Source organism: Acinetobacter sp. BIGb0102 (genome assembly GCF_003815055.1).
Taxonomy (GTDB): Bacteria; Pseudomonadota; Gammaproteobacteria; order Pseudomonadales; family Moraxellaceae; genus Acinetobacter; species Acinetobacter vivianii.
This window is the reverse complement of the sequence record NZ_RKQE01000018.1, coordinates 41242-62196: the sequence shown is the minus strand read 5'-3', so window position 1 is coordinate 62196 and position 20955 is coordinate 41242. Positions and strand designations below refer to the sequence as shown.

Here is a 20955-nt window from a genome sequence, read left to right as displayed (position 1 = left end):
GGAAGCTGAAGCTTCCTTTTTTATTAGATATCATATTTTTTAAAGCATAAAGTGAATCTGCATTTCCCCGACAAGGAAACCAAGCACCGCACCGACAATAATCAAAGACCATTCGTCTTCTTTAAAGGCTGGACGTAGCATTCCTTCGAATTCTTCGGGGCTTAGTTTCTGCATGCGCTCAACCAAGGTATTGCGTACATTCATCGCGTCTTCAGCATAAGATTCAACGTAGCGCATGGTGTCTGGAAGCTGTTTTAAAATACGTTCAGCCACATCAGCTTTCAGGTTTTGATATTTCTCACCGCCGATTGCATAGACCACCAGTGGTCGAACAATACCTGCCTGTAAATCAATTTCCTGTTTGACCTGACGGCTGACCAGTTCAATGACTTTGTCTGAATGTGTACCCGAAAATAGTTCTTCCATCATGTTGCGAGAGGTGAGTAACTGTTTTGAAATCAACGCAGCATAATCAGCCGCCACTTCATTCTGACGTTTAATGAATAAACCTTGCCACGTATAGCCCATGATCTTTTTCGGATATAACGGGCGGAACATCATTTGCAGGGCCATCCAGTCACTAAAGAAACCGACAAAGCCGCCAAACATCGGCAACATCCATGGATATTTACCTTGAGTGACGATCCAGCACAGCATTTGCACCACACCAATCGCGAAACCAAATACAAAACCGACATTACTAAAGAATTTGAATTCCTGTTTGCCGACTTTTTTAAAGATTTCATTCAGGAGACGCTTATCTTTGAGTAGGTTGTTGACCACCATATGCTTGATATCGAAGTACTTGGCAACATCCTTCTGTACTTCACTCATAATATGTTCAACAATTTCAGGGGCTTTGGCCTGAACCCGCTTAATCAGTCTTTGGCGGGCAAACTCTGGCATGCCTTCCCATAAACCGGGCTGATATTGCTGTGCGACTTCACGAGTAATATCCTCGGCAGCCGCCATTAACGGTTTTTCAATTTCCTGTGCAATACGTTTGGGGTCGAGTCTGGCAAAGATTTCTTCAGGTTTGATGAGCTTGGAGGTCATTAGCTCAACGGCTGTGGTCGCCATTTTTTCAGCTTTGCGTGGCACAATCCCTTGCCATCCGAGTGGAAGTCCAAATAATCTCAACCCTTTAAATTCGAGGGGAGAAAACATCATTTGAATCGCAATGACTTTGGTCACATAACCAATAAAGCCGCTGATAAATGGAATGGAAATATATAGCCAGAAATTTTGGTGAAAATCCGCAATCATTTCTTGAAACATTATTTTATTGGTCCTTCAAGTCCTAATTGTTGCTCGTGGTCGGGCAAGCGCTAGATGATAGTAAAATATTTTAGGACATTGGTGATCTACCAAGACCTTGAGATGCTGTATTACCTTTTTATTTTTCCTTTAATTAAGGACATCACAATCGCATAAAAAGGCAACGATGCTGTCGATTGAATACCTTTCCATGGTAATCCCTATTTCGAGCCATCATCTTAGCACCAATTTTTGTTTTGTGTTGAGCAGAATCGGTGAGTTTTGTTGATTTAAATCGCTTAAATAAGTGGCTTGTGGGGAAATTTTAGTTTAAATATCAGGGCTGATGGCAAGGCTGGATTAAAATGCAAGATAGATGATGAATTGCGGTGCGTCAAAGCGTGAAAAATGTTAGAATGTGGCGCTTAATTCATTTGCCTTTAAGATGAACCATGACGACCAATACTCAAATTACTGAAGATCGTATCCTTATTCTGGATTTCGGCTCTCAATATAGCCAGCTCATTGCACGTCGTGTACGTGAAGCAGGTGTCTATTCTGAAATGTATGCATTCGATATGTCTGAAGAAGACATTCGTGCGTTTAATCCGAATGGGATTATTTTATCAGGTGGCCCTGAGAGCGTACATGAAGAAGGAAGCCCACGTGCACCGCAAGTTGTATTTGAACTTGGTGTACCAGTGTTGGGTATTTGCTATGGTTTACAAACCATGTCTGAACAGCTTGGCGGTAAAGTAGAGCCAGGTACAGTACATGAGTTTGGTTATGCAGAAGTTGATATTCTGGTACGTGACAATCTGATTGGTAACTTGCAAGATCGCGAGAACCAGCTTCACGTATGGATGAGTCATGGCGATAAAGTAAGTGCGATTCCTGAAGGTTTCCAGGTTACTGCAAGCACCCCAAGCTGCCCATTTGCTGCGGTGAGTGATGAAACTCGTCGTTTCTATGGCGTACAGTTCCACCCAGAAGTAACACATACTGCCAAAGGCGCTGAGTTACTGTCTAACTTTGTACACAAGATTTGTGGTTGCCGTGGTCTGTGGACACCTGAACACATCATCGATTTACGTGTAGAACAGTTACGTGCACAAATTGGTGATGAAAAAGTTCTATTAGGTTTATCTGGTGGTGTGGATTCATCAGTCGTTGCTGCGTTATTACACAAAGCGATTGGCGACCAGTTAACTTGCGTATTTGTAGACAATGGTTTACTTCGTTTAAACGAAGGTGATCAAGTGATGCAAATGTTTGCAGACAACATGGGTATCCGTGTGATCCGTGCAGATGCTGAACAACGCTTCTTGTCTGCATTGGCTGGTGAAGTTGATCCTGAGAAAAAACGTAAAATCATTGGTCGTGAATTTATCGAAGTATTTGCAGAAGAAGCACGTAAACTTGATGGCGTGAAATTCTTGGCACAAGGTACGATTTACCCAGACGTAATCGAATCTGCTGCAAGCAAACAAGGTAAGGCGCACGTGATCAAATCACATCATAACGTGGGTGGTTTACCAGAAGATCTAGCGTTTGATCTGGTTGAGCCATTACGTGACTTGTTCAAAGATGAAGTACGTAAATTAGGTACAACACTTGGTTTACCGCACAGCATGATTTATCGTCATCCATTCCCAGGTCCAGGTTTGGGCGTGCGTATCTTGGGTGAAGTGAAAAAAGAATATGCTGATATTCTTCGTCTTGCTGATGACATCTTTATGCAAGAACTTCGTGACAGCGGCTGGTATGACAAAACTGCACAAGCATTTGCAGTATTCCAACCTGTGAAATCAGTAGGTGTTGTCGGTGATGGTCGTCGTTATGCATGGGTGATTGCACTTCGTGCGGTTGAAACCGTTGACTTTATGACAGCGCGTTTTGCTCACTTGCCATACGAATTGGTTGATAAAATCTCAACCCGTATCATGAACGAAATTAAAGATGTTTCTCGTGTTGTATATGACGTGTCATCTAAACCACCAGCAACGATTGAGTGGGAATAATGAAATGAAAAGGCAGGATTAAATCCTGCCTTTTTTTATGTCAGTTGCTCGGCTGTTCAGGAGATTGAAAATGTCAGAAAAATTTCAGCTTCAGCAGTTACAAGAATATTTACATGCTCTATTTGCAGAATCATTATTTGCGATTTACTTGTATGGTTCGGCTGTGGATGGTGGTTTAGGCCCAGAAAGTGATCTGGATCTTCTTGTGGTCGTTACTCAGCCTCTAACACACGCTCAGCGACAGCAGCTTGCACAAGCCTTATTAACGCTTTCACATCCAATTGGTGGATTGCAACGTGCACTCGAAGTAACTGTCTTGCTCAAAGAAGAAGTGATTTCAGGCAGATACCCTTTAAGCTATGAAGTACAGTTTGGGGAATGGTTGCGTGAGGAACTCATCGATGGAGGGGAGCTGTCAGCACAAAATGATCCAGACATCAGTATCTTATTAAAGAAAGCGCACATGCATCACCGAACGTTGTTTGGGCCTGATTTAACAAGTTGGTCAGATGAGATTCCAGATCAGCAACTTTGGCAAGCGATGGCAGACCTTTATCCATCAATAGTGGCACATTGGGATGAAGATGGTGATGAACGTAACCAGATTTTAGCCTTATGCCGAATCTATTTTAGTTTGAGTCTGGGTGAGATTGTTTCTAAGTCGCATGCGGCCCAATGGGTGATCGCTCAACTCGAGGAAAAAGATCAGCCTGTTTTACAACGAATGGTGCAAGAGTATAAAGGCGAGATGACAAAACAGGACTGGCCAAGTCAGCATCAAGCGTTACAGCCTATCGTTGATTTTCTGAGTCAGCACATAGAGACTCTTTTTGATAAAAAGGGCCTAAAAATAAAACAATAAAGGATATTTTCAGGTCGTTTCAGGAATAAGACTGAGTATTGCAATAACAGACTATTCAAATTGGCTTGCTTAGACCTAATATCTGTCTTAAATAAAACCCGCTTTGGGGGTGTGTTTGAATCAGATTATAGAAATGCAGACCTATATTGCTGTCATTGAAGCAGGAAGCATTACCAATGCTGCAAAGCGTTTAGGTATTACAAAATCTGTCGTGAGCCAGCGGATTCAACAACTCGAACAACGTTTGGCTACGGCACTTATTCATCGTGGCAGAACCATGCAATGTACAGATGCGGGACAGGAGTTTTATCAGCAGTCTATCAAGATTTTGGCTGAGCTCAGTCATCTCGAAGAGTCAATCAGCGCTCACCATGATCATTTAAGAGGTAACTTCCGCTTATCTGTACCTCAGGGATTTAGCATTCGGTATCTAGCTGCTGATCTGGCAGAATTCATGAAAATGTATCCTGATCTGAAACTGGATATAGAGTCGTCTGATTATTTTGTGAATTTGAATAATGGAAATTATGATGTGGCCATTCGTATGGGAGAGTTACCTGACTCTAACTTGATCAGCCAAACCATCGCTGAAAATCGTCATTATATTTGTGCGAGCCCAGATTACTTACAGACCCATGGTACTCCAACACATCCAAATGAGCTTTTCCGACATCGTGGTTTGCTTTACCTGCCGCGTGAACCTCATGGGATGTGGCAATTGCCCGTAGATGGGGAAAGGGCGTTTTTCCGGATTTCTCCTTATATGCGCAGTGACAGTGGTCATCAATTACTGGAGGCCGCAAAACTGGGGTTAGGGATTGCGATTTTGCCAGGTTTTTTGGCAGCTGATGCAATTTGCCAGCAACAACTCAAAGTCATCTTGCCCGCATTTTCTCCATCGGGAGGCAATATATCCGTCGTTTATCGCGTATCGAATCGGGCTTCACCAAAGATTCAGGCTTTGGTTCAATTTCTATCAAAAAAAATCGGGCATACCCCAAGTTGGGATATCGCCATTCAAAAAACCCTACAGCAGTCGGTTTAAGTGATCGTTCGAAAAAAACGAATCCAGCTTTTGTTGATCGTGGTCTAGTGAATAAAAAACTTCATTTGTTAGGGTATTTTTCTCTCTTTGAAATCGACCTGCTTATCAGTTGACGTCAGAGAAGATTGGGATTTCAGTTGTCAGATTTTACCGAATCAATGCAATGACTCATCCTGTGGCTCATAAAGTCCCTGAGCTGAAGCTAGGCAGAAGGCAGAGTTAAGTACGGTAAAAATAAGAATATTAGATGGAATATCTAAGCTGATCCTCTCTTGTTTTCTTTTTAGGATGTACAAATGGATAGACTCGCGAAGAACTGGATTAATGGTGAATGGATTGACTCTCAACAGTACGTACAATCCATCAATCCTGCAACATATGAAGTAATTGGGCAGTACGCAGATGTCACTACAGAACAGGTAGAACAAGCTATATCCGCTGCTAAAACCGTATTTAAGAAGTCAGGCTGGAAGCGTGATCGTCATTTGAGAGCAAAAGTCCTAAATGAGATGGCAGATGCGTTTGAGCGACATGCTGATGAGCTGATTGAGATTCTTGCAACTGAAAATGGAAAAATTAAGCCTGAAGCAACTTTTGAAGTCACGATGATTCCTGCCAAGTTACGTTACTATGCTGCTGTGACGTTGACAGAATATGGACGCGCACTGGAACCCAAGCCAGGAAGCTACTCAATGGTTTTACGTGAACCGATGGGGGTAGCAGGTATTATTGTGCCCTGGAATTCTCCTGTTGTGTTGATGGTTCGTTCACTCGCGCCAGCTTTAGCCGCAGGGGTGACAGCGGTCATTAAGATGCCTGGTCAAACCGCACAAACAAATGCACTCATTGCCCGAATTTTTTCGGAACTACCTGCTCTACCAAAAGGGGTGATTCATTTATTTAGTGAATCTAAAAGTCTTGGAGCTCGCCTGCTGATCGACTCGCCAGATGTCCCTGTGATCAGTTTTACAGGGAGTACCGCAACAGGCAAAGCCATTTCAGCAGCAGGTGCCCAACATTTGAAGCGGTTTGGACTGGAATTAGGCGGTAAAACACCAATGATCGTATTCAAGGATGCAGATCTGAATCTGGTTTTGCCGAAGCTAGAAAAAGCTGTGACGATTTTTGCAGGACAATTTTGTATGACAGGTTCACGTTTGCTGGTACAGCGTGAAATTGCAGAGGAATTGAAACAAAAACTGGCGCAACGTTTAAGTGCCGTTAACGTTGGCCCAGCCGCCGATCCAAACAGTGATATGGGACCATTAATCGATAAGAATAATGTGGAACGCGTGAATGCCACTGTCGAAAAGGCGATTGCGGAAGGCGCTAAAGTGATTGTGCGTGGTGGGCCAGTCACGGAAGGTGAATTGGCAAAAGGTGCTTTTTATCGTCCTACCTTCCTAGAAGTGCATGACAATTCACTTCAAATTATTCAGGAAGAAACCTTTGGTCCTGTCTTGACTGTACAGGTATTTGATACCGAAGAGGAAGCGATTGAGTTGGCAAATGACAATCAATATGGATTAGCTGCGTCGGTCTGGAGTCGAGATGTCAATTTGCCATTGCGAGTGGCGGCTGAACTTGAAGCTGGAACCATTTGGATTAACGACTGGGCTGTTGTTTATGATGAGTTTGAAGAAGGTGGTTTTAAAAATTCGGGCTTAGGGCGAATGAATGGAATGGCTGCGATGGATGATTTTATCGAGTACAAACATATCACCATTTCAACAGGCATCGCTGGATCTGAATAAAGTGTGAGGGGGCGGGCTAGTGTCTGCCTGATGCGCTTTATTTATGATGAGAACAGCTTAAAACAAACTTGTCTTAGCCATTGGTTGCTTGGTGTCTGATGTACACGCGAGTGCCAATGCTGCTTTACACTGAACTGAGGAAATTGATAAGGAGGATCAAAACTTTTGAATCCTCCTTGTGACATTAATACCTGAGCCAGATAATTTGGGATCGTCGCAATCGCATCTGTATCTCTGACGATAAGCCCCACGCCTAGATAGCTGGGTAAACGCACCAGAATATTTCGATTTACGCCATGTTTCTGTAGTTCATGTTCAACCACAAAATGTCCTCCAGTCGCCAGAATGTCAACATGTAACTCCTGACAAAAATCCTCGGATGAAAGATGTGTACCTGTAAGCCTTGGATGGTGTTGACTGGCAATACAAGTGTAATGTTGCTGAAAAAAGGTCTGCTGATAAAAACCCGCTTCGAGCTGTGGTAGGAAACCAATGGCGAGGTCAATATCTCCATTTGACATCATGAGTGCGGTCTGGCTATCAATGGGTAAGATTTCCAGACGAATTGAAGGTGCATGCTGACGTAAGTAATTAATCAGACGAGGCAAAAACACTAGATGACTGATATCGGTCATGCTAATGCGAAATTGATAGGCTGAGGTCTGCGGATCAAAATCAATATTGTAATTTTCTACCAGTTTTAAGCGGTTCAAGATTTCTACGATCATTGGGTAGAGTTGTTGAGCCAATTCGGTGGGCTGCATTTTATTTCCAATGCGTACAAACAATGGATCATGAAAATGTGCTCTCAGTTTATTCAGGGCAATGCTTAAAGTCGGTTGCCCAATTTCAAGTTGTTCAGCTGCTTTGGAAATACTTTTGTATTGATAGATTTCAAAGAAAATTTTGAGCAGTCGTGTATCCAGATCAAACATATCAATGAATCACCGTATTGATTTTATCAATACAGCCTATTGTTTTTTGTGCATAGATTCAACACATCCTGATTGTTACATTGATCCAATACCAGATTTTGATGAAATTATGGGCATTGGGATTGCGCTTAATGCAACAAGAAAGGAATGACAGATGGAACAGTTAGGCACATTAGAAGAACTACCTGAACGTTATCGTGAACAACTTGAGGCATCTAATCTGGTGCCATTATGGCCTAATTTAAGAAACTTTATCCCCCCTCATGCTCCACAGCCCCACACTCTCGCAACTGCTTGGTATTTCCACCAGATTAAACCTTTGTTGTTACAGGCGGGTGAGCTAACTCCGATTGAAAAGGCTGAGCGTCGAGTTTTGGCTCTCGCAAATCCGGGGCATGGTTTGGACAATATGAAAGTCAGTCCTGCCATGTATTTGGGGATGCAATTGTTACTTCCTAAGGAATGGGCACCAGCGCATAGACATACACCGAATGCGGTGAGATTAATTATCGAAGGTGAGGGGGCTTACACCACGGTTGAAGGACAAAAATGCCTTATGGAGCATGGTGATATGATCCTGACGCCTTCCGGGCTGTGGCACGAACATGGGCATGACGGGGATCAGCCAGTCATCTGGATGGATATTCTGGATCTCCCGCTGGTTTATTACATGGAGGCTTCTTTTGTAGAAGAAGGACGCCGTCAAGAAGTTGATCGGATTAATCAGGGAAGTACCCATAATTATGCGGCAGGGATTGTCCCAACCCCTCATTTCACTCGTGAAGACGCTGTTTATCCAATGTTGCGTTATGCATGGAAGGATACCAAAAAAGTGCTGGACGCTTTAGCTGCAGGCACAACGCGGCAAGAGGTGATACAGGTCGCATATGTTAATCCTGAAACTGGCCGCGATTGTCAAAATATTTTGGGCTATTCCGCTTTACTGTTACGTGCCAAAGAGACGGTATCTTTACCTTTGCGTTCTACTGCACAGGTCTTTCATGTCATTGAAGGTGAGCTAAAGGTCAATATAGATCAGCAACATTTTAGTTTGGCCAAAGCGGATACCGCATGTTCCCCTTGTTTTGCTGCTATTGATTTAATCAATACATCTGAGCAGCCATGTTATGTCTTTATTGCAGATGAAGCGCCTTTGCAACGTAAGTTAGGACTTTATTCAATACGTGAGCGTCAGCTGAGCCATGAACGCTTTACAAAGATTGCGGTTGAGGAGGCTGGAATATGAAACTTTATAGTTTTTTCCGCAGCGGGACATCGCATCGTACCCGTATCATCCTGAATCTAAAAGGATTGAATTATGAGATGGAATATGTCTCTCTGGCCAAAAATGAACATCATCAATCGGAATTTAAGGCGCTGAATCCACAAGGTTTTGTGCCAGTACTGGATACAGGATCAGAGAGATTATTACAAAGTCCCGCGATCATTGAATGGCTTGAGGAGCAATACCCTGAGCCGGCCTTATTACCTAAAGATGCGCTTGCTAAAGAAAAAGTACGTGCCATCGCGGCCTTGATAGGCTGCGATATTCATCCTCTAAACAATAAGCGTGTACTGGAACATCTACGCCAACTTGGTCTGGATGAGAGTCAGGTAAATGCGTGGTGTGCCAGATGGATTCAGGATGGGTTTTCAGCTTTAGAGAATATTTTGGAACAAGACCAGAATCGCGGAAAGTTCTGCTATGGCAAGCAACCGACCATTGCAGATGCCTATTTAGTTCCACAAGTTGTATCTGCCCAGCGTTTCAACCTCGACCTTTCAGCCTATCCACTGATTCATGAAGTTTATCAGCATTGTATGACGCTTGAGGCGTTTCAAAAAGCTGCACCTGAACAGCAGGCAGATGCTTTTTAAGTCTCGTATGTGAATCTATTATCAAAAAGGAACAAGCCATGTCATTTATTTTCCAGCCAATGACACCAGCGGGCCTATTTATTCATGGCTCAGAACTGCAATTTCCCGTACGTCGTGTTTACTGTGTGGGTCGTAATTATGCAGCACATGCCCGTGAAATGGGCTTTGATCATCGTGATCCTCCCTTCTTTTTCTGTAAGCCAAATGATCTGGAATCAATTGTACCTGTTCAACAGGAAGCGGTAGATATTCCATATCCAACTGAAACGTCTAACTATCACTATGAAATTGAGCTTGTGGTTGCGATTGGACAAGATGCCAAGAATGTCTCGGTAGAAGATGCAGCACAATATATTTATGGCTACGCAGTAGGCTTGGACATGACGCGCCGTGATTTGCAAATGAATATGCGTGAACAGGGACGGCCATGGGAAGTTGGAAAGGCTTTTGATTTTTCTGCACCCATTGGCCCAATTCATCCAATTTCGGAAGTCGGTGAACTCAATCAGGCGGATATTCATTTAACCGTCAACGGTAAAACTGAACAGCGTAGTGATATTAGTCATTTGATTTGGTCTGTTTCTGAAACCATTGCCAACCTGTCAACTTTATTTGAACTTAAAGCTGGTGATTTGATTTTTACAGGGACACCTGAAGGCGTGGGTGCAGTGGTGCGTGGTGATGTGATGCGTGCCGAAATTACAGGACTGACGGGGATTACTGTAAACGTCAAATGATCGCCCTAATTTGAGGAGATAACCAGATGTCCAGATCAAAGAATAAATAAAACTGGACATCTTCGCTAAGGATTGCAAGTGCCATGGTATTGGCAAAAGGAGTAAATATGTCTAGGCAAAGCATGGATGTACAACATTTTATTGATGAAATGCCGTTATCAACCCTACAGAAACTCATTACTTGTTTATGCTTTCTCATTGTTGCAATTGATGGTTTTGATACCGCAGCAGTGGGCTTTATTGCGCCTGCATTAAAGGCAGAGTGGGGATTGCAAACCACTGAACTCGCGCCGTTATTTGGCGCAGGTTTATTTGGACTGATGGCGGGCGCACTTATTTTTGGCCCTTTATCTGACAAATTAGGACGTAAACCGATTTTGATTGGTTCGGTGATCATGTTTGGTTGTGCCAGTATTTTTGCAGCCTTTTCATCCGATCTTCAAACGCTGATTATTTGGCGATTTGTGACTGGATTAGGTCTAGGGGGAGCGCTGCCGAATGCGATTACCTTAACCTCAGAATATGCGCCTACTTCTCGCCGTTCTAATTTGGTCACCATGATGTTTTGTGGATTTACGATTGGTTCAGCATTGGGTGGGATTTTTTCTGCTCAACTCTTACCGCAGATGGGTTGGCAGGGCATTTTGTTGATCGGGGGCTTTGCACCGTTATGTATGGTTCCATTTTTGTATTTTCTATTACCTGAATCGCTTCGCTTTTTAGTTTTGAAAAAGAAAAGTATAAAGAAAATTGAAAGTATCATGCACCGTATTGCGCCGCACGCCAGCAACATCCCAGCTTTGGTAGCCCCTGTAAATGACGTAGAAAAGTCGAGTTTAAAAGACTTGTTCGGTAAAGGGCTGGCTTTGGGCACTTTTCTGATTTGGTTCACCTTTTTTATGAGCTTGCTGATTATTTATATGATCTCAAGTTGGATGCCAACATTACTGACCAATGCAGGTTTTAATTTGTCTCATGCATCGTGGCTCACTTCTATCTTTCAGGTGGGTGGAACCATAGGTGCCATCGTATTGGGCTTACTCATGGATAAGTCAGATGCCACCAGAATCCTCAGCAGTGCTTATGTTTTAGGTGGGATGTTCCTCATCTGTTTAGGTTTTGGGATTGAACATGCGAATACCTTGTTATTGATGCTTGCCACGTTTGGGGTAGGCGTAGGGATTAGTGGTTCACAAGTGGGTGCGAATGCTTTTTCATCTGGTTTTTATCCAACCCATTGCCGTGCTACAGGGGTAAGTTGGGCCAATGCGGCTGGACGGGCAGGCTCTGTCGTCGGATCAATCATGGGGGGCTGGTTAATGTCATTAGATCTATCTAGTTTTACGATTTTGAGCCTTCTTGCGATCCCTGCATTTTGTGCCGCTATCTCAATGCTATTGATTAAACGCCTTAAAAAAGACCAGCCTAAGATTGCAGCGGCTTTAGGCTAAGGTCAAATAATCACCCTAAAAATAAATTGCTGTCTCAAAGGATGATACAGCGTCTTTGCTATGGATGACCTATCTTATGTACACGTTAAAAAGACATACGCTAACGTTTGGTTTATGCACATTGATTTCTGGTGTAAGCCCGACATTGTGGGCTTTTGATCCAAATCAACCTATTCAGGATGAATGGAAATTTACTTTAAAGAATGCGCTGATCAATCGAGATTATCAGAATCCAGAGGTCAAGGATTTTGGAAGCTGGTCACAAGGGGCTTCATTGTTTTATACCTCAAATTTGCGCGATACCCCTTTACATATTTTAGATCAGCCGATTCGGATTGGTGCTGATGCTTCGGTTCAATATGCTGTCCGTTTAAGTGCTGATAAGCATGTCTCTGATACGGTTTTACCTTTTGATAGACAAACCCAGTCGCAGGCAAGTGACTATCTAAAATATGGAGCGACTTTAAAACTCGCTTATGACAAAACTCTGCTGAGTGTGGGTGAATTATGGCTAGATTTACCCGTAACCACTTCAGATGCTAGCCGTCAGTTAATTACATCTTACTGGGGAACAAATTTAAAGTCGCAGCTTTCTGATCAGTTGTATGCTGAAATTGGACGGGTAGAAAAAGTTTCTCCACGTAATGAAGAGGACTTTCGCCGCTTCTCCTTTACCTCGAATGGTCGAACGGAATACTCTGATGGCTTGAATTATCTTGATCTGCGTTATCAGTTCACACCTAGTCTTAAAGGGGAGTACTATTTTGGAAATCTGGAAGATTTATATAACAAACACTATGTTGGTCTAGAGCATATATGGAAACAGCCAAGTTTTTCGCTTAATTCCAAGCTTAAATATTTTAATGCCAAAAATGATGGCAATCACTTCAAGATTGATGCCCAAAATCTTGGGGTGCTGGAAATGCTAAAAGTGAATAACCAGAGCTTTGGTGTGGGTTACCAGCAAATTATTGGTGAATCAGCTTATCCATTGCCTGATGGTTTTTTGCCTGAACTGTATTTTATTAACTGGAATACTACTGGATTCTTTAAAAAGGATGAAAAATCATATCATGTGATGTACGGTTATGATTTTAAAGATTATGTTCCGGGTCTGAATGCTTTAGTGAAGTATGTGTATGGACATGATTTTAAAACGGCCAATGGTGAGAAAAACCATGAAACTGAATCAAATGTTATTTTAAATTATGCATTTCAACAGCCCTTTTTAAAAGGCTTTGCACTTCAGTACTTACGTATTGATTATGATGTAAAACATGGAAATGACTTTAGTGAAAATCGTTTTTTTGTGAACTATACAAAGCGGTTTTAATCGATATGTATGTTGTTAAAAGAGTGCTTATGTACTCTTTTTTATGACTTAACTTTTCTAAATCTCTATTTTTAAAATAAATAACTCATTCAATATCAAAATCTTAAAGTTTAAAGATATATCTTAACTTGTTTTAAGATAAATTAAGATATATCTTACTATTCATAATTTGAGCAATACGAGAAAAATAAAGATGAAACAGGCATCCGATCATCACGAAAGCGAACGTGATCTCCAGCATAGAGAACATCACCGTTCTGGTCGTCGTGGGCGTCTATTTGAATCTGGCAGAATGAAACTGTTGGTGCTGCATCTCATTCAGCAAAGCCCAAAGCATGGTTATGAAATTATTAAAGAAATTAGTGATCTGGTCGGCGATGGTTATTCACCCAGTGCAGGCACGATTTATCCAACCTTGACTGCATTGGAAGAAATGAATTGCATCTCATTACTCGATGCTGAACGTAAGCAATATCAAGTCACCGAATATGGCGAAACTTATCTAAAAGAACAGCAAGAGATGTTGCTGGCGCTTCTGCAAAAATTACGCTTGAGACGTGAAATTCATAACAATGATCAACTGATTGATATCCATCGTGCTATGGAGAACCTTAAAACTGCATTGCGTTTAAAGCTGAATGTTGCTGATCTAAAGCCTGAGCAAATTCATCAAATTGCAGAACACATTGATCAGGCCGCGATTGCCATTGGGCGGTTATAAGGCGGGAGCGAAAGCTGTTAGCGCGACAGCAGAAAATCAAAAGGGCGCAATTGCTGCATTCATTAGACGTTGTATTTAACCAAGATCAAGTTGACCTGATGCAGGTCGAAATTAAAGAGAGTGCTTAAGCATTCTGGAGCATAGCGATGAAACAACATCAATATCATGTGACAGTCCAACACTTAAAAGATAACAAAGGGCAAGCCTCAACCTATACCGAACGTCTGGAATTCTATACAGGCAATCATGATGACATTTTCGAGATTGTTGAGCGTTTAAAGAAGGGCGAGTTCTTTGATGATCAAACCACTAAGTCATTTGCAGTTGGCTTAAAACTGTTTAGTGAAGTCATGCTAGAACATCGGGATCATCCACTATTTGAAGATTTTTGGCCGCACTTTGGTCAGTTTATGAAGAACCTAAAACAGCAAGTGAAAAATTCTGCATGAATATTTCCAGCTTTGAATTGAGTGTGATCTATTGAAAACGTCCAAACCATTCATCCGTAAATTACCTGCTCAATATGCAGCATGGATTATTCCGCTCTTCTTGTCTTGCCTGATGAGTGGCACATTATCCTTTGTAAATCTGTTGATGAACCTCGGTTTTTCAACAGCATTGATCAATCAATGGCTGAGCACATGGATGGTTTCATGGGCGATTGCCTATCCGCTGGTTTTCATTTTCTTGCCTTTGGTGAGGCGATTGACCAGCCTGATTGTGGAAATGCCCCCTCATTAATATTTGAATGAAAGGGCGGTGGGATTGTCTCATGAATGGCACTCTGCGTATTACCAAAAGACTATATTGAATGAGGTGGGTGTTGTTAAGATCAATAAAACAACTCATTGCAATAGCATAGGTAAAAGAGAGCAAAATCATGAGCAATAATAATGACTACGATATTTCTGACTCAAAAGACTGCGAAACGTATATCAATCAATTTATTCAGGAATTTACCATTCGCTCAGCGGAAATTGGCAAAGGAACTGTCATCAAACGTGCGTTACCCAGCCGTCATAAGCGCCTAGTTGGCGCATGGTGTTTCCTTGATCATGCAGGGCCTGTCAGCTTTCCTGCTGGCGATGGGCTTGATGTTGGCCCACATCCACATATTGGTTTACAGACCTTTACGTGGATGATTGAAGGCACCATGATGCATACCGATAGTCTGGGTTCAAAACAGTTGATCCGTCCAAAACAAGTCAACTTGATGACTGCGGGCCAAGGCATTTCGCATACTGAAGTGGCACCTGATAGTGAAACTAAAATGCATGCGGCACAGCTCTGGATTGCCTTGCCAGATGATAAGCTCAATATTGACCCTAAGTTTGAGCATTATCCAGAATTACCTGTGGTCAGCAAAGATCAGGTTGAATTTACGGTATTGGTCGGCGATTTTTTAGAAACAGCGTCACCTGTTCAAGTGCATACACCGTTGGTCGGTGTTGATTTAACGGCACAAGCCGATACCAAAACCCGTATTCCATTGAATCCAAAGTTTGAATATGCCTTTATGGCTTTGGAAGGTACAGCGCGTGTGAATGGGCATGAACTTACAGCCGATAACATGGTGGTGCTTGAAACTGGATTGACTGAAATTGAGGTTGAGTTAACTCAAGGTCATCGTTTGCTGTTAATTGGAGGTGAACCATTTGAGTCCCCAATCTTGCTATGGTGGAATTTTGTCGGACGTACCATGCAAGATTTGCAGCAGGCACGAGAAGACTGGATTAACCATGATGCACGTTTTGGTGAAATTCCAGATTATCAAGGCAAGCGCTTAGAAGCTCCGGTATTACCAGACCAGATGAGGGCTTCAAAATGAGCATCATTGCCAGCAGCAAAGTCCTGACCTTAGCTGAACCTTGGAAAGGTGAGGTGAGTAGCGGTACACATCAGTTCCTCACCGATAAGCCTGAGCAGTTTGGAGGACATGATACAGGCCCAGCGCCGTATGATTTCCTGACCGCGAGTCTGGCCTCATGTACCATGATCACCTTGCGTATGTATACGCAGCATAAGGGAATCGATCTGGGTGAATTTACAGTTGAGGTTGATTTTCATACCAATCGCGAGCAGCAGGAGCGTATAGAACGTCGAGTTGTGTTCAAACAAACTGTTGCACAAGACTTGCAAGAAAAACTTCTCAATGTCTGTAGCAAAACACCAGTAACTAAAACTTTGTTACGTAGTTTAGACATTCATACCATGATTCTTTAAGACTAAAGTGCTATTGTGCTGGGGCAAAACATAATTCTAAGTGCAATTGTGAGAGGGACCTAAAATCGCAATTGCACAGCAAAAAAGCAGGCACAAAAATGATTACCTTACATTATCTACAATGCTCACGTTCGTTCCGCATCCTGTGGGCATTAGAAGAACTTGGGATTGATTATCAGGTTGAGTATTATCAAAGGTTACCAAGTTATGGTGCACCGGAAAGCCTCAAGAATATTCATCCTTTAGGTAAAGCCCCGATTTTGGTAGATGATGAAGAGGTGATTGTTGAGTCTGCTGTGATCTTGGATTATTTGCAGCAAGAATATGATTCACAACAGCAATTCAAACCACAATCAGCCAAAGAACAGCGACAATATGCTTACTGGATGCACTATGCAGAAGGCTCTTTAATGCCTTTGTTGGTCATGACTTTGGTGATGAATAGTGTCAGTAAACATGTACCTTGGGTGATTCGTCCGATTGCCGAAAAAATCACGGGTGGTGTAAAAGCAGGTTTTGTTCGGCCACGGGTGAAAGAACATATTCTGTACCTTGAGCAATATTTATCAGAACATGATTATTTTGCGGGAGATTTTTCCTTCGCAGATATTCAAATGGCATTTCCATTAATTGCGATTCAAAACCGTTTGCATGGCAAGTATCCGAATATTCAAGCCTTCGTACAACGTGTACAGCAACGTTCCGCATTTCAAAAGGCAGAGCAGAAAAGCTTACATTCGCAGTGTGCCTAAATCTGAACAATAAAAAAGGGAGCAAGTCGCTCCCTTTTTTATTTGATATTTGATTAGTGTTTGATCACGATTGAATCAATGCCACTATGTTGTAAAGTTTGTTGAGCTGCAAGCGCCGACTCTTGGCTATCATAAGGGCCAGAGAAAACACGATACCATGTCTGACCATTTTCAACACTTTTTACCACATCCGCAGACAAGCCATTCAAGATGATTTCTGCACGACGTGCATCGGCACTATCAGGATCAGGATAGCTGCGTACTTGTAAAATGTAGGTTGCGCGTGCTGGTGCAACAGGTTCACTTGGGGTGAGGCCCGCTGGATCTTCTGCTGTGGTGGTTTCAGGTTTTGGTGACTCAATAATCACAACATTACCTTGTTGCTTGGTCTCTGGCACCGCCTGTTCAGGGATTGGTGTGACTTGCTGCTGAGGGAGCAAATCATAGAAACGGTAGTCTTTATTGGTATTTTCTTCTTGGTAATGCTCGGAAGTAACCTGATTTTTGGTTGGGACAGGTTGCCAAGGCTGCCAAAGCATCAGCATAACAGCTGCACATAGGATCGCAAGAATAGCGACAAGCATTCCTAACCACTTCGGAATGAGCGGTTTTTTAGGCTTGTTTGGTCGTTCAGATACACCACGTTGCGTTTTTCCAAACACCGGAAATTCCTCTTGATCCTATTCGTTTATTTGTAACTTGAATTTACTTAAAAACAAAGCATTATGTTTAAAAATAATGCTTTGTTTACCATATTGTTTAACAATGATGGCTTAAGTTTACATGGCTTTAAGCTTTGCTGATTAAGGTTCACCTCAGGTATAGCCTAGCCATGTGTGAAGCTATCATTTCACTTATATTGCATGACTACTTCGGGCATAGCCCTCCGTCTTGCGACGATGTGCAAAGCGATGCTTTGCTGTTTTACCACCTCAAGCATAGCTTTCGGTCTTGCAGCCATGTGTGAAGCTTCGCTTCACTTTATTACATGGCTTCAGGAGCGGATACACCGAGCAATTCTAAGCCATTGCGTAACACTTGCTGTACGTTGATTGAAAGCAATAAACGCGCTTGTGTCAGTGCAACATCATCGCCCAATACTTTATGTTCATTGTACCAAGCATGGAACAGAGCAGCTAACTCTTTGAGGTAGTTACCAATCTGATGCGGTTCATAGGCATTGGCTGCACGTACCAGAATATCTGGATAAGCGGCAAGTTTAGACAAGATCTCGGTTTCAGCATCGAGTTCTAAACGGTTGGCATGTTCGCGTGCTGCTGTTGGGTCTAAATTAAGACCTGTTGTCGCTGCTTTTTCTAACATACGGCAAATACGTGCATGGGCATATTGGATGTAATACACCGCATTGTCTTTGCTTTGTGAAACTGCAAGATCAAGGTCAAAGTCGATGTGCTGTTCAGATTTACGCATCACATAGTAGAAACGGGCAGCATCGTTACCTACTTCCTTACGCAAGTCACGTAAAGTCACGAACTGACCTGAACGAGATGACATTTGCACCATCTCACCGCCACGCCATAAGCTCACGAACTGAACCAAAAGTACCGTCAATTTCTTCGAGTCATAACCCATTGCATCAATGGCAGCTTTTACACGTGAAATATAACCGTGGTGGTCTGAGCCCCAGATATCAATCAGGTCAGTATAGCCACGTTGTAATTTATTCAGATGGTAAGCAATGTCAGATGCAAAGTAAGTGGTTTGACCGTTACGACGTTTTACAACACGGTCTTTTTCATCACCAAATTCAGTTGATTTAAACCAGATGTTGCCGTCTTTTTCGTAGAGGTAACCACGTTGATCTAGCGTTTCAAGTGCTTCATCAATCTTGTCAGTCAATGAATCTTCGCTGAACCATTTGTCGAAGGTTACACCAAAGTCAGCAAGGTCATCTTTAATATCATCCAGAATGGCATGTAAAGCTGCCTGATGGAACACGCGATAAGCTGCACCCAAGTGTTGTTGCGAGTTCGCAATCAAACCATCAATGTGCTTTTCTTTATCGCCTGAAAGCACAACTTTATTGCCTTCAGCATCAAGTTCTTCAGCATATTGCACATCTTCTGGTACATCTTTATAGATGTCAGCAACGGCACGAACGTGTGCATCGCCATCTTTATCAATAATTTCTTGTGCGATTTCTTTAACGTAGTCGCCTTGATAAGCATTTTTAGGGAAAACCAGTGTTTGCCCAGTCAATTCTAAATAACGTAAATAAGTTGAAGTCGCCAAGATATCCATCTGACGGCCAGCATCGTTGACATAGTATTCGCGATCAACTTTTGCACCCGTTGCTTCGAGTAAGTTCGCAACGGTCATGCCATACGCTGCACCACGGCCATGACCGACATGCAGGCTAGAAGTTGGGTTTGCAGAAACGAATTCGACCTGAATTTTTTTAGTCGCATTGGCTTGGCTACGACCATATTCATTTTTTTGTGCCTGAATCTGGTCGAGCACTGCATAACGTTGGTCTGCATTTAAAAAGAAGTTAATAAAACCAGGACCTGCAATTTCTGCTTTGGTAATATCAGCCACTTCTGGAAGTGCTGCCAGAATTTTTTCAGCAAGATCACGTGGTTTCATGCCTGCGGCTTTAGAACCGATCATGGCAATATTTGAAGCAAAGTCTCCGTGACTTCGGTCTTTGGTACGGGTTAAATGGCTCGTGTTGGTCCAATCTGAAGGGAGTACACCTTGCTGTTGCAGGGTTTGTACCGCATGATCAAGAGCTGCTTGTATTGCCGTATTCATAGTTACCGAAAATAAATGTCGCGGAAAAACGTCAAATATAGCAAACTTTGCAGGCTTAAGGGGAGAGTGATTTAGCTGGAATTCACATATTCCAGTAAATCTTTTGTCAGTTCTTGTTTTTGTATTTGCAGAATAGATGCTATGCCATTGAATAACATAGCATCTTTGGTTTTTTAATCTTCTAAAACCTGTTCCAGCAATTCATCGCTTGGCGCAAAATAATAAGCGCCGTCGATTGCAGTGGTAAAATGCAATAAGCGGTCATGAATGCCATCTCCAGCTGTTCCAAACATGCGCTTAAGCATTTCATCAATAATGCTTAAATTGTTGGTATAAGCCACAAAGAAAAGTCCTTGTTCGCCTTTACCATCTCCATAAGGTAGGCTGTGACGCAAGATTTCCATTTCTTCGCCTTCATCATCTTCAACGACTGTACGGGCGACATGTGAGTTTTCTGGTTTTACGTCATCATCGAGTTCAATCGATTCAAGTTTGGTACGACCAAATACATGTTCTTGTGCATCCACTTTGAGCTGGCGCCATTTGACTAGGTCATGCGTATAGCGTTGAGCAAAGATAAAACTGCCATCTGCAAAAGCACCGGCTTCTTCAGGAAGTAAAGCCGCCTCAGCACGATCATCAGGGAATTGTGGATTCTCTGTTCCATCAATAAAGCCTGTCATGTCGCGACCATCGAAGAAACGGAAGCAGGCACGCTCATCCAGTACTTCAACTTTATCCTGAATGCCAGTAAAGAAGGTCTGGCTCATGGCAAAGCAGATATCTGCACGCGCACTGGCAATATGAATAAAGACATCAGCTGGCACCACTGGCATGTTAAATGCCCCACTTTGAGGGTCAAGTTGCTTAAACCCTTCAGGTGTTTGTGCATAAAGTTTTGCCCAAAGTTCAGGACCGAAGGCGATTGCTGTTTTGATCTGGTCATTGGGATGTTGAGTGATTAAACGATCGCGCGTTGAAAGTAGAGCTTCAATCTGTTGTTTTAATTCGGCAATGCTTAGGTCTTTTAAACGTAACACAATAAAGCGTGCATGATCAGAAGGTAATGGAAGAATGACAGATTGCGCAGTCATTAAAATCTCCTTAGTGTTTAAGGGATAAAAAAAGAATTATTGTGCCTGATGTTACGAGAGCTGAGTAGCTTATTTATGCAATTTTGTTGCCTAAAAAATCATCGCAACTTGCCAATA

20 protein-coding genes are annotated in these 20955 nt (G+C 42.5%); 15 read left to right on the top strand and 5 right to left on the bottom strand.

Features of this window, described 5'->3' with window-relative positions; genetic code table 11:
- Nucleotides 1-39: 39 nt before the first annotated feature.
- Complete coding sequence (locus EC846_RS17740) at nt 40-1266, bottom strand: DUF445 family protein (RefSeq protein WP_171062171.1); 1227 nt, start codon at nt 1264-1266, stop codon at nt 40-42.
- A gap of 443 nt (nt 1267-1709) precedes the next feature.
- Between EC846_RS17740 and guaA the strand changes: the two genes are divergently transcribed.
- The 4 genes from guaA (at nt 1710) to EC846_RS17720 (ending at nt 6939) form a co-directional block, all read left to right on the top strand.
- Entirely contained in the window at nt 1710-3278 is a 1569-nt protein-coding gene (gene guaA, locus EC846_RS17735; protein WP_005255720.1) for a glutamine-hydrolyzing GMP synthase, read from the top strand.
- A 70-nt stretch (nt 3279-3348) separates the two neighbouring features.
- Complete coding sequence (locus tag EC846_RS17730; RefSeq protein ID WP_123775934.1) at nt 3349-4140, top strand: ANT(3'')-II family aminoglycoside nucleotidyltransferase; 792 nt, start codon at nt 3349-3351, stop codon at nt 4138-4140.
- 115 nt (nt 4141-4255) lie between these two features.
- Entirely contained in the window at nt 4256-5185 is a 930-nt protein-coding gene (locus tag EC846_RS17725) for a LysR family transcriptional regulator (protein ID WP_123775933.1), read from the top strand.
- A gap of 296 nt (nt 5186-5481) precedes the next feature.
- The gene (locus EC846_RS17720) at nt 5482-6939 is read left to right on the top strand and encodes an aldehyde dehydrogenase family protein (RefSeq protein ID WP_123775932.1); all 1458 of its coding nucleotides are present in this window, start codon (nt 5482-5484) and stop codon (nt 6937-6939) included.
- Between the two features lie 41 nt (nt 6940-6980).
- Here EC846_RS17720 and EC846_RS17715 read toward each other — a convergent pair whose 3' ends face one another.
- Nucleotides 6981-7874 carry a LysR family transcriptional regulator gene (locus EC846_RS17715; RefSeq protein WP_123775931.1) on the bottom strand — a complete coding sequence of 298 codons (894 nt, stop codon included), beginning with the start codon at nt 7872-7874 and terminating at the stop codon, nt 6981-6983.
- A gap of 154 nt (nt 7875-8028) precedes the next feature.
- Between EC846_RS17715 and EC846_RS17710 the strand changes: the two genes are divergently transcribed.
- The 11 genes from EC846_RS17710 to EC846_RS17655 all read left to right on the top strand — a co-directional run bounded on the left by EC846_RS17710 (nt 8029) and on the right by EC846_RS17655 (nt 16969).
- Entirely contained in the window at nt 8029-9120 is a 1092-nt protein-coding gene (locus tag EC846_RS17710; RefSeq protein WP_123775930.1) for a cupin domain-containing protein, read from the top strand.
- Nucleotides 9117-9752 (top strand): maleylacetoacetate isomerase, encoded by a 636-nt coding sequence (gene maiA / locus EC846_RS17705; protein ID WP_123775929.1) that lies wholly within the window; start codon nt 9117-9119, stop codon nt 9750-9752. Before EC846_RS17710 ends, maiA begins: the two co-directional genes overlap by 4 nt.
- Nucleotides 9753-9790: 38 nt before the next feature.
- Nucleotides 9791-10489 (top strand): fumarylacetoacetate hydrolase family protein, encoded by a 699-nt coding sequence (locus EC846_RS17700; protein ID WP_004773265.1) that lies wholly within the window; start codon nt 9791-9793, stop codon nt 10487-10489.
- A 107-nt stretch (nt 10490-10596) separates the two neighbouring features.
- Complete coding sequence (locus tag EC846_RS17695) at nt 10597-11940, top strand: MFS transporter (RefSeq protein WP_123775928.1); 1344 nt, start codon at nt 10597-10599, stop codon at nt 11938-11940.
- Nucleotides 11941-12004: 64 nt separating this feature from the next.
- On the top strand, nt 12005-13273 hold the full coding sequence (locus tag EC846_RS17690; RefSeq protein ID WP_416332323.1) for an OprD family outer membrane porin: 1269 nt from the start codon (nt 12005-12007) through the stop codon (nt 13271-13273).
- A 193-nt stretch (nt 13274-13466) separates the two neighbouring features.
- Nucleotides 13467-13994 (top strand): PadR family transcriptional regulator, encoded by a 528-nt coding sequence (locus EC846_RS17685; protein WP_123775926.1) that lies wholly within the window; start codon nt 13467-13469, stop codon nt 13992-13994.
- A gap of 146 nt (nt 13995-14140) precedes the next feature.
- Nucleotides 14141-14443, top strand: coding sequence for a DUF3861 domain-containing protein (locus EC846_RS17675; protein WP_004773258.1), 303 nt, complete (start codon nt 14141-14143; stop codon nt 14441-14443).
- A 31-nt stretch (nt 14444-14474) separates the two neighbouring features.
- Entirely contained in the window at nt 14475-14735 is a 261-nt protein-coding gene (locus tag EC846_RS17670) for a DUF2798 domain-containing protein (protein WP_228200691.1), read from the top strand.
- A gap of 139 nt (nt 14736-14874) precedes the next feature.
- A complete protein-coding gene (locus EC846_RS17665; protein ID WP_123775925.1) occupies nt 14875-15822 on the top strand; it encodes a pirin family protein in 948 nt (315 codons plus the stop codon).
- Complete coding sequence (locus tag EC846_RS17660; protein WP_123775924.1) at nt 15819-16217, top strand: OsmC family protein; 399 nt, start codon at nt 15819-15821, stop codon at nt 16215-16217. Before EC846_RS17665 ends, EC846_RS17660 begins: the two co-directional genes overlap by 4 nt.
- 98 nt (nt 16218-16315) lie before the next feature.
- On the top strand, nt 16316-16969 hold the full coding sequence (locus EC846_RS17655; RefSeq protein ID WP_062846337.1) for a glutathione S-transferase family protein: 654 nt from the start codon (nt 16316-16318) through the stop codon (nt 16967-16969).
- A gap of 53 nt (nt 16970-17022) precedes the next feature.
- Here EC846_RS17655 and EC846_RS17650 read toward each other — a convergent pair whose 3' ends face one another.
- From EC846_RS17650 to EC846_RS17640, 3 genes are all read right to left on the bottom strand, one after another.
- Complete coding sequence (locus EC846_RS17650; RefSeq protein ID WP_004773251.1) at nt 17023-17631, bottom strand: SPOR domain-containing protein; 609 nt, start codon at nt 17629-17631, stop codon at nt 17023-17025.
- Nucleotides 17632-17953: 322 nt separating this feature from the next.
- Entirely contained in the window at nt 17954-19744 is a 1791-nt protein-coding gene (gene argS / locus EC846_RS17645) for an arginine--tRNA ligase (protein WP_123775923.1), read from the bottom strand.
- Nucleotides 19745-19917: 173 nt separating this feature from the next.
- Nucleotides 19918-20838, bottom strand: a complete 921-nt coding sequence (locus EC846_RS17640) for a Dyp-type peroxidase (RefSeq protein WP_123775922.1) — start codon at nt 20836-20838, stop codon at nt 19918-19920.
- Nucleotides 20839-20955 lie beyond the last annotated feature (117 nt).

Coding starts and splice junctions, on each gene's coding strand:
- maiA (WP_123775929.1), top strand. CDS start 9,117: ATGAAACTTTATAGTTTTTTCCGCAGCGGGACATCGCATCGTACCCGT.
- EC846_RS17685 (WP_123775926.1), top strand. CDS start 13,467: ATGAAACAGGCATCCGATCATCACGAAAGCGAACGTGATCTCCAGCAT.
- EC846_RS17665 (WP_123775925.1), top strand. CDS start 14,875: ATGAGCAATAATAATGACTACGATATTTCTGACTCAAAAGACTGCGAA.
- EC846_RS17655 (WP_062846337.1), top strand. CDS start 16,316: ATGATTACCTTACATTATCTACAATGCTCACGTTCGTTCCGCATCCTG.
- EC846_RS17740 (WP_171062171.1), bottom strand. CDS start 1,266: ATGATTGCGGATTTTCACCAAAATTTCTGGCTATATATTTCCATTCCA.
- EC846_RS17700 (WP_004773265.1), top strand. CDS start 9,791: ATGTCATTTATTTTCCAGCCAATGACACCAGCGGGCCTATTTATTCAT.
- guaA (WP_005255720.1), top strand. CDS start 1,710: ATGACGACCAATACTCAAATTACTGAAGATCGTATCCTTATTCTGGAT.
- EC846_RS17710 (WP_123775930.1), top strand. CDS start 8,029: ATGGAACAGTTAGGCACATTAGAAGAACTACCTGAACGTTATCGTGAA.
- EC846_RS17695 (WP_123775928.1), top strand. CDS start 10,597: ATGTCTAGGCAAAGCATGGATGTACAACATTTTATTGATGAAATGCCG.
- EC846_RS17675 (WP_004773258.1), top strand. CDS start 14,141: ATGAAACAACATCAATATCATGTGACAGTCCAACACTTAAAAGATAAC.
- EC846_RS17715 (WP_123775931.1), bottom strand. CDS start 7,874: ATGTTTGATCTGGATACACGACTGCTCAAAATTTTCTTTGAAATCTAT.
- argS (WP_123775923.1), bottom strand. CDS start 19,744: ATGAATACGGCAATACAAGCAGCTCTTGATCATGCGGTACAAACCCTG.
- EC846_RS17640 (WP_123775922.1), bottom strand. CDS start 20,838: ATGACTGCGCAATCTGTCATTCTTCCATTACCTTCTGATCATGCACGC.
- EC846_RS17720 (WP_123775932.1), top strand. CDS start 5,482: ATGGATAGACTCGCGAAGAACTGGATTAATGGTGAATGGATTGACTCT.
- EC846_RS17660 (WP_123775924.1), top strand. CDS start 15,819: ATGAGCATCATTGCCAGCAGCAAAGTCCTGACCTTAGCTGAACCTTGG.
- EC846_RS17730 (WP_123775934.1), top strand. CDS start 3,349: ATGTCAGAAAAATTTCAGCTTCAGCAGTTACAAGAATATTTACATGCT.
- EC846_RS17690 (WP_416332323.1), top strand. CDS start 12,005: ATGACCTATCTTATGTACACGTTAAAAAGACATACGCTAACGTTTGGT.